Origin of the sequence: Rugamonas violacea (genome assembly GCF_016461825.1) — a bacterium.
Taxonomy (GTDB): domain Bacteria; phylum Pseudomonadota; class Gammaproteobacteria; order Burkholderiales; family Burkholderiaceae_D; genus Rugamonas.
On the sequence record NZ_JAEMNU010000002.1, the window covers coordinates 25,748 to 34,333 of the forward strand.

The 8,586-nt window shown below is 62.1% G+C and carries 7 protein-coding genes; 1 reads left to right on the top strand and 6 read right to left on the bottom strand.

Annotated elements, in window-relative coordinates; all coding sequences use genetic code 11:
* Positions 1-66: 66 nt before the first annotated feature.
* From H7U20_RS00300 to H7U20_RS00315, 4 genes are all read right to left on the bottom strand, one after another.
* Positions 67-1,248: a hemin-degrading factor gene (locus H7U20_RS00300; protein WP_199517621.1), complete on the bottom strand. Its 1,182-nt coding sequence runs from the start codon at positions 1,246-1,248 to the stop codon at positions 67-69.
* Positions 1,249-1,329: 81 nt separating this feature from the next.
* Positions 1,330-3,843, bottom strand: coding sequence for a TonB-dependent receptor domain-containing protein (locus H7U20_RS00305; RefSeq protein WP_233410395.1), 2,514 nt, complete (start codon positions 3,841-3,843; stop codon positions 1,330-1,332).
* A gap of 158 nt (positions 3,844-4,001) precedes the next feature.
* Positions 4,002-4,511, bottom strand: a complete 510-nt coding sequence (locus H7U20_RS00310) for a hypothetical protein (RefSeq protein WP_233410396.1) — start codon at positions 4,509-4,511, stop codon at positions 4,002-4,004.
* A gap of 53 nt (positions 4,512-4,564) precedes the next feature.
* Entirely contained in the window at positions 4,565-5,185 is a 621-nt protein-coding gene (locus tag H7U20_RS00315; protein ID WP_199517623.1) for a hypothetical protein, read from the bottom strand.
* A 92-nt stretch (positions 5,186-5,277) separates the two neighbouring features.
* On the opposite strand from H7U20_RS00315, the gene yidD reads away from it, so the two are divergent.
* The gene (yidD, locus tag H7U20_RS00320) at positions 5,278-5,775 is read left to right on the top strand and encodes a membrane protein insertion efficiency factor YidD (protein WP_199517624.1); all 498 of its coding nucleotides are present in this window, start codon (positions 5,278-5,280) and stop codon (positions 5,773-5,775) included.
* A 91-nt stretch (positions 5,776-5,866) separates the two neighbouring features.
* Here the strand turns inward: yidD and H7U20_RS00325 are convergent, their stop codons facing one another.
* Together H7U20_RS00325 and H7U20_RS00330 are read right to left on the bottom strand one after the other, a co-directional pair.
* Positions 5,867-6,577 carry a M48 family metallopeptidase gene (locus H7U20_RS00325; RefSeq protein ID WP_199517625.1) on the bottom strand — a complete coding sequence of 237 codons (711 nt, stop codon included), beginning with the start codon at positions 6,575-6,577 and terminating at the stop codon, positions 5,867-5,869.
* Between the two features lie 5 nt (positions 6,578-6,582).
* The gene (locus H7U20_RS00330) at positions 6,583-8,526 is read right to left on the bottom strand and encodes a type I restriction enzyme subunit R domain-containing protein (RefSeq protein ID WP_199517626.1); all 1,944 of its coding nucleotides are present in this window, start codon (positions 8,524-8,526) and stop codon (positions 6,583-6,585) included.
* Between the last annotated feature and the right edge of the window lie 60 nt (positions 8,527-8,586).

Consider the following 8,586-nt stretch of genomic DNA (forward strand, 5'->3'; position numbering starts at 1 on the left):
GACATTCACGCGGTGAATGTCCGAATGTCGGCACTGACCCCGGGGGACTGCGGGGGGCTGCGACGCCTACTTCGCCGCTTGGGCCTGCACGGCGACGGCTTTCGGCAGCGCGGCGGTCATGTCGATCCAACTTTGCGGCTGCGGCTTGGCGCGTTCGCGCACGCCGAAGAAGCTGACCACCAGCTCGCCGCTCTTGTCGAAGAATTCGACCGAGGTGACGCCGGCGCGCTTGATCACCCAGCCGCTGGCGAAGGCGCTGTCGCGCAGGTGCAGGTTGAACTCGGGATCGAGCACGTTGAAGTAGCCGCCCGCCTCCATCACCTTGTTGATCTTGCCGCTGAAGATCTGGATCACCGACTCGTTGCCGAGGAAGGCCATGATGTCGAGCTGCTGCTTGGCCGATTCGCTAAGCAACTGGCGCACCGCCTGCGGCGTGATGCGCTGCGCCACGCCGGCCGGCGCCAGGCGCATGGCCTGCTCGCGCGACACGCCGAACTCGGTCAGCAGACGGTTGAACTGGTGCACATCGCTCAGCTCGCCCCAGGCGGCTTGGAATTCCTTGACGTCGATGGCGCTGTCCGGCTTCTCGACCGGCTTGACGGGCGCGGCGGCCAGCGTCAACGCGGCGCTTTGCACGGGATTGCGGAAGTCGGCCACCAGCTTGTCGAAGACGGCGTTGCCGGCCTCGCTCTTGACGAAAATCTTGTGCGCGGCGTTGCCGTGCTCGTCGAAGAACTGCAGGCTGCGCGTGACTGCGCCGTCGCGGCCCGGCTGCACCACGGCGAAGGAGTAGGCCCAGTGTTTGAAGGTGAAACGCAGGTCGATCTCGCCGCCCAGGTAGCCGCCGGCGATGTTGCGCATGCGTCCCTCGCGCTCTTTTTCCTTGTCGGCGTCGAGGCCGATGATCTCTTCCTGCGGCTTGAGCTTGGTGGCCACGCCGGTGCGTTCGAGCACGCCGTTCTCGTTGCGCGTCAGCGCCATGACCTTGCCCAAATCCAGCGCGCGGCGCATGATTTCGCGCGGCACGTTGTCGCCCTCCTTCAGCCGGGTGACGGTCTTGCCCAGGCCGACGACGAGCAGCTCGGCCTCGGACACGTTGAGCGTCTTGGCGGCGTCGCGCAGCGGCAGCTTGGGCTGCTCGGCGCGCAACGTTTCCCAGCGTTCGGCCAGACTGGCGGCGCCGGCCTGCATGCTGCTCAACAACAAGGCGCCGGTGAGCGCAAGGGCATAGCGGTGGTGGTGTTTCATTTTGTCTCCTATCGATGGATGGGGGCGCCGCGGCGCGGCGCCGGTATGTGGCTGAGTAAATTTCGCTGAGTAAATTGCGGCTTAGTAAATCACTTGCAAGTTGAGCGAGTAATTGCGCCCCGGACGCACCTGGCGTTCGATATCGGCCAGGGTGGCCGCATTGGTGCCGGCCGGCAGCGCGCGCGACGAGGCGTAGTCCCAGTACTTGCGGTCGGTCAGGTTGTTGATGCCGGCGTGCAGGCTGGCGTGCTTGCCCAGGCTCCAGTAGGTCGCCAGGTCCAGCACCGTCGACGATGGAATCGCGAAACGCTCGGCGGTGACGCCGCCAATCACGTCTTCGCGCGCCTGCTTGCCACGCTGGTAGACCGTGCTCAGCGAGAAGCCGCCGCGCCGCGCCGGGTCGTCGTAGGCCAGCGTCAGGCTGCCCTTGTACGGCAGGGTCGAGGCCAGCTCGCTGCGCTTGCCGCTCAGCCGGTTGTGCGCGCTGCTGCGCTGCATGCCGGCCGCCGCCAGCAGGCTGTAGCCCTTCAACGGCGCCGACCACTGGCCCAGTGCGAAGCGGCTCGACACCTCGCCGCCCCAGGTGCTGGCGTCGCCGACATTCTCCGGACGGAACAGGCCGTAGCTCAGCGTCGGATAATTGACCGGGTCGGGCGCCTGCGCGGCGTACTCGATGAAGTTGTCGTAGCTGGTGTGGAACAGCGCGGCGCTCAATTCGATGCCGGCGGTCGGCGCGCCCTTCAGACCCAGCTCGACGGCGTTGCTGGTTTCCTTTTTCAGGTTGGCGTTGCCCAGCACGGCGTAGCCGGCGCCGCTGCCGGTGTAGCTGAACGAGTCGTAGGTGCCGCTGCGTTCGGCCGCCGTCGGCAGGCGCGTGCCCCGGCTGTATTGGGCATAGGCGTTGAAGTTCGGCGTCAGCTCGACCGACAGGCTCAGGCTGGGCGTGAGGAAGAAATCGCTCTCGTCGCGGATCTCCTTGGCGGCGTTCGGCACGGCCACCACATAGCCCTGCAGATTGTTCGGGCTCAGCTTGCGGCGCTCGCCGCGCAGGCCGGGCGACAGCACGGCGGCGTGGCCGCCCAGGCTAAAGCTGAGCTCGCCGCGCAGATAGGCGGCCAGGCGGTCGGTGCCCATGTCGACCATGCGGTTCTTCACCGTCACCTGGTGGGCGCCGCTGCTGATGACGGTGCGGTCCTCGCGCCACGGCCGGCGGCTGTCCTGCTGCTCCCAGCTCAGGCCGTAGGCCAGCAGCGCGGCGGCGCCGAGTTGCTTGCTGGCGTCCAGGCCCAGGCCGCTGCTCTTGTTGTAGAAGCCGGTGTCGATGTTGCGCACATAGGGCTGGCTGCCGGTGATATAGCGGGCGTTGGTCTTGTCCTCGACCTTGGAGTCCTGCGTGTAGAGGCGGCTGTCGAGCGTGTCGAACAGCACGAAGCCGGTCGGCGTGTACTGCTGCTCGACGCTGTAACGGGTGCGCTTGGTGTGCGAGTTCTGCTTGGCGCCGTCGGGGTAGGCGGTGCTCAGCTTGTTGTCGAAGGCGCGCTCGTGCTTGGTGTCGAAATTGTCGATGGTGAAGCCGAGCTTGTGGCCCTTGGCCACCGCCCAGTTGAATTTGACCAGTTGCGAGTCGGAATGCCAATCGTCCGGATTGACCTTCACGCTGCCCTTGCTGTCGGCCTGTTCGCCGTCGCGGTGCACCAGCACGGCCAAGGCCCGCAGCGGACCCAGTTGCGTGGCGCCGGTCAGCGCGTGCAGCTTGCTGGCGTTGGCCGAGTTGTAGCCGAATTTGTAGTCGGCGTAGTTGCTGACGCTGTCGCTCAGGTAGTCGTCGGGCGACTTGGTGACGAACAGCACCGAACCGCCCAGGCCCGGCGTGCCGGCGCCGGCCGGCGTGGTGCCGGAGCCGATGCGCACTTCGCGGAAGGTTTCCGGGTCGAAGTAATCGCGAGCCACGCCGAAGCCGGCCAGGCTGGTGCCGTCCGGTTTCGGCGCGGCGTCCGGCAGGGCAATGCCGTCGACCTCCAGGCTGATGCGGTTGCCCTCGATGCCGCGGATGTTGAAGCCGGTGTTGCCGGCGCCATCCCAGATGTTGCCCGAGCCGCTGGCGGCGCCCGGCACGCTGATCAGCGGCGCGTAGCGGGCGATGTCGGCCATGTCGGCGACGTTGCGCGCACCCAATTCCTTGGCGCCGATGACGGTGCTGGTGCCGGCGCGGCTGGCGGCCTCGTCGGCCCTGGCCTTGACGACGATCTCGGACAACTCGGCGGCCGTGCGCGGCTTGGCGCCATCGGCCGCCTTGGCCGCCTTGGCCGCCTTGGCCGCCTTGGCCGTATTGGCCGTATTGGCCGAGTTGGCCGAGTTGGCCGAGTTGGCCGCCTTGGTTGCGGCTGCCGGGGACGCCGGGGCCGGACTGGCGGCCGGGGCCGGGGCGGCTGCCGTCGACTGCGCCTGCGCCTGCATCAACGGCGCGGCGAGCAGGCTCAGCAGTGCGGATTGGACGGCCAGCGCCAGCAGGCGCGGGCGAACGGCCTGGCGGGAGGTGGGAAACGCGAACGTATGCGCGGCCGAATGCCGGGCGCCCTGGTGGGTAGCAGCCATAGTGATCCAAGTGTGAGAGTGGGGAACGGCTGGCTCTTGCACGACGTGGATACGTGGTAAGGCAAAGATGGCTGGCAACGGCTCATATTAACAATAATGATTCTCATTTACAAGTGGAAATGTTCAGGCTGTATGATTTCGCCGCCCCGCCGGCGGCCTCACTGCCCTTTGCTTGGTCGTTTCCCGCCGGACCAGCCGGACGGCAGGTCGGCACCGCCCGCGCCCCAACGCACGGCCGTCCCCTCGTCCAGCGCGATGCGGCGTCGCTGGTTGAGCAAGGCCGCCAGTCGCTCCGCCGGCATGCCGTAGGTGTTGGCCAGCGCCCCCTCGACACCGCTCAAGGTGGCGGCGACCTTGCGCAACGTCGCTTGCGCCTGGTAATTCGCGTGGTAGTTCCAGCCGACCATGTCATTGCCGCCGATATTGACGACGCGGAACTCAAGCACGTCCAGCCAATTGATCTCGTGCGCACGGAACATCGCGCAGGCGGTGAAGCCGTCCGGCCGTATCGTCAAGTAGCCGGCGCGTGGCAGCAATTGCGACGCGAACGCCACGGTGCACAGACCGAAGGCGACGAAGGCGGCGTAGTCCAGCAGCTTGGCGTTGTCCTCGACGGTGGCCATGCCAATGACCGAGAAGACGAAGCTCCCCACGGCGAAGGCCAGCATTCTTTTCCTGGACGGATATAAGGTCATCTCGTTCATCAATTATCCCCGTTGCTTCAAAGACTAGCGGAAAGCGCGAACGGCTCGTCGCCCAGCACGAAAGCCAGCCGGCCGCCGATTTTCATTTGCTCACGCGCACGCTCGCCGCCGCCATTGCGCGCGCGTATGTCGGCCAGCGAATAGCTATGCAGGGAAACGCTGGCCGTGGCGGGATCGGTCCAATTCCACAACACGCTGAGCGCCAGGCTGTCTTCATCGGCGCCGGTCTTCCCGGCCAGCCGGGTGCCGCTCGACGACGCGAACTGAAAAGCCAACTTGTCGCGGAACCTGGGACGGCGCGCGATCTCGTCGCACATCGCATCGGTCAGTGTGAAATCGGTGATGGTGCACGGTGGATCATCAGGATACAACTCGGCGATCGTCTTGCCGGCGTGGCTGCTGGCGCCGTGCTCGCGCATCTCCACGGCGACGCGTTGGCCAGCCAGCAAGGGACGCTCGGGCACCCAGGTCCAATAGGTCGACTCCACGTCCACCGGGTATTTGCCGCCGCTGACGTCGAGCGTCGCCAGCTCCTCGCGGTCGAAACTGGCGTCGATCCGGATCGTCAGGATATCGCATTCCTCGGTGCTGACCGTTGCGACAGCCTGGTCGTTGACCGTGATGTAAAAGGTAGGCATAGTGAGCGTTGGCAATCTGTCTCAATTGAGCAATAGTCAATGCTCGCATGGATTCAGCCCCGATACAAGTGCGCATGCCTCCAGTCCAGCCCATGAAAAGAATCGCCCTCGCCGCCATCGCGCTGTACCGCCGCCATCTCTCGCCCAGGAAAGGATTTTCCTGCGCCTACCGCGTGCACACCGGACGCGACAGTTGTTCCGCCTATGGCCAGCGGGTCATTCAACGTTACGGCCTACGCATCGGCCTGGCCCTGCTCAGACGCCGCCTGGCCGCTTGCGGCGAGCAATACTGGCGCCATCGGCCCCAGCAGACGTCAGGCCTCGCGGCGCCGTGGCGCGCAACGCCACGCCAAAGCCAGCAAGCCGGCTTCTGCGACGTGCCTAGCTGCGACCTGCCTAGCTGCGAATTACCAAGCTGCGATCTGCCTAGCTGCGATATTCCGAGCTGCACACCACCGCACTGCCGATCACCGTGGACGGAACTGCTGGAGCTATGGAACAATTGCTCCTGCGACTGGCCAGCCCGCAACCGCCGGCGCGGCAAGCAAGACCGCTACATCGACATCCGACCCAATTCCGGGCCATTCTAAACGCGCAAAGCGCTCGCGCAGCTTGCCTAGCTAGCCTAAAGCCCGGCAGTTTTCAGGTAGCGCATCTGTTAAAGCCGTCGGCATTTCCCCGTCAATACCTCCACTCCTGATGCGCCAGCGGCAAGCTATTCAACATCCCGCGATACTGCCGCCACTGCGGCATGTGGGCATCCATCAGTGCGGTGAAGTGGTCGTTGTGCTGTCGCTCCAGTAAGTGCGTGAGTTCATGCACGACAATATATTCAAGGCACTGCAACGGCTTCTTGGCCAAATCGGTGTTGATGCGGATATTTTTTGGGCCGGGGCTACAACTGCCCCATTTCGTTTTCATCTTCTGTATAAAGAACTTTCCAGCCTTCACACCTACAACTTTTTCCCACTTGGCAATCAGCGGCGGAACGACCTCTTTAAGCTGCTCGCGATACCACGCATCAAGCACCTCCTGCTTTTTCTCGTGGCCGGCTGCAGGCCGCAACTGAAGAATTATCTTGTTGTGCTTGAGCTCAACGGACGGCGCGGCCTCCTTCTCGACCAGTTTAAGAAGATAGCGCTTGCCCCAAACATAGTGGCTCTCCCGGTCGAGGTATTCGCGCGGGGTTTCTCGTTCCTGCTCGCGCAGCTTCTTCTGCTGGTTCTTGATCCAAGCGAGTTTGGTGATGGCAAACACACGGATGGTATCGAGGTCCATGCGCAGGGGCGCGGCGATACGCACCTTGCCAGCCGGGGGATGGACGCTCAGGTGAAGGTTCTTGATGTCTTTTTGCACGACTTCAACGGCAATGTCGCCCAACTTGAATTGCATAAAGATTAATATTCCTTATGCTTCTGGATGATGAGAAAGATACGCTCGACCTCGTCCATGTTCTGCAAAATCCCATACAAGGCAGCCTTGATGACGCTCTCCTTGGTCTGAACTCCGCGCCAGCCATCTGGCCGCGCATGTTTGACGGCTTCATCGATCTTAAGCGTCAGCACCATCACCTCATCTGATCCAGCAACATCATAGTGCGCAACGGATTGCTCCACATGAAGTAAGTCCGTGCCAGAGGCGCCTTGCCGCAGCAAATTGTATAACGCACGCCGTCCCGGCGTGTTTAGTTGCTCCGGCGTGTCATCGGCCTGTCCCGCCTCGACGCGCTTCGCTAATTCCGCGACCCGCTTCAGGTATTCCTCATACTCAATTGCCTTAGCCTTGCGCGCAGCGATGAGCTCGTCGAGCAGCGCAGACATCTTGCTGTAATAGGCCGGATCGTTCAGGTGCTCCTTGATGATCTTGCTGCGGACATTGTTCTCGATGGTTTCGGCAACCGCTTCCTTGTTACCCTTTAGCCCCGCAGGCAGACTATTGATAGCGCTTGCGATGCCAGTCTTGACGATCAATTCCAGCAGCGGCATATCCTCAAAGGGTGAAATCGTCCTGGGTTCGCTAGCTTCGATATAGGTATCGATCAAATGGCGCATATCGGCCTCGAAGGGCTTCATGTCCAGCTTCTCACCGGCCGCATTGCGAATGGTCTCGCGCAATTTCAGATAGCGGTCTATCGCCTGCTTGATGTGCAGGATATCGGCGGGAGTGTAGCCGGCATTATCGAGGTCGTCCGAGATGTTGGCGTAAGCACGCACCAACGCTACCATAGCCTTGTAGAGCGCGACGCGTTGGGTCTCATGTGTTTTCAGGTCGCCTGCAATTTCGGTATTGCCGCAAAAATAGTGAATGTGCTCAAGCTCGCCCTGGGGTGGCGCCACAGGTTCGCACAACAGTGCGACAGTTTCCAGGGCATTGTCCAGACGCTCGCGGCCCTTGCTCAGACGGTCTTGCATTAGCACCTCGGGATCGGCACCGCCGGCACTCTTGTCAAGTTCGGACGTGTATACTGCGATGGCTTTCTCGACCTTCTTGAACAAATCCTTATAGTCAACGACGTAGCCGAAGTCCTTATCGTCGCCGTCAAGCCGGTTGGTGCGGCAAATCGCCTGAAACAAACCATGGTCCTCCATACGTTTGTCGATATAAAGGTAGGTACAGCTTGGCGCGTCGAAGCCGGTCAAGAGTTTATCGACCACGACCAACAAGCGCATGTTCGCCGGTTGCTCCTTAAACAGCTTCTTGGCCTGGTCCTCATAGGTTTCGGTCTTGGATTTTTTGGGCAGCGCCGCAACGTTTTGAAGCAAGGCCGTGTATGTGTTGTAGATGAACTGTTTGTCCGTCTCGCTGTTGGCGCCGATTTCTTCCAGCGTGATGTCCGGAGTTTGCGGGTTGTAGGACGTGACAACCGCGCATTTTCCTTTGAAGGGTGTTCCCTGGAACAGCTCGAAGTACTTGCACGCTTCGTAAATACTGGAAGCAACAAGGATGGCGTTGCCGCGCTGGTTGGACAGGCGAGGTTTATCGCTGAAATCGAAAACGATGTCGGCCACCACCCGATGCATGCGGGACTTCGAACTTAGTACATTCTGCATCGTTCCCCACTGTTCACGCAAGGCCGCCTTTTGCCAGTCGTTCAAACCCTTGGTATGGGAGTCGAACCACGCATCGATCTTTTTCATGGAGCCGAGTCGCTGGTCGATGTCGCGTGCCTCATATAGAAGGTCAAGCACGACTTCATCCTCAACGGCCTCGCCAAATTTATAGGTATGGATATAGCCCCCGAACACTTCCGGACTAGTCTGTTTATCTTGATTGAGCAGTGGAGTACCCGTAAAGCCGACAAACACCGCATTGTGCGTATTCCGGCGAACGTGACCGGTCATTCCGGGGAACGTGACCGCTGCGCATGAGATGGCGTTACGCGGTCAAATTCTAATCCCTGC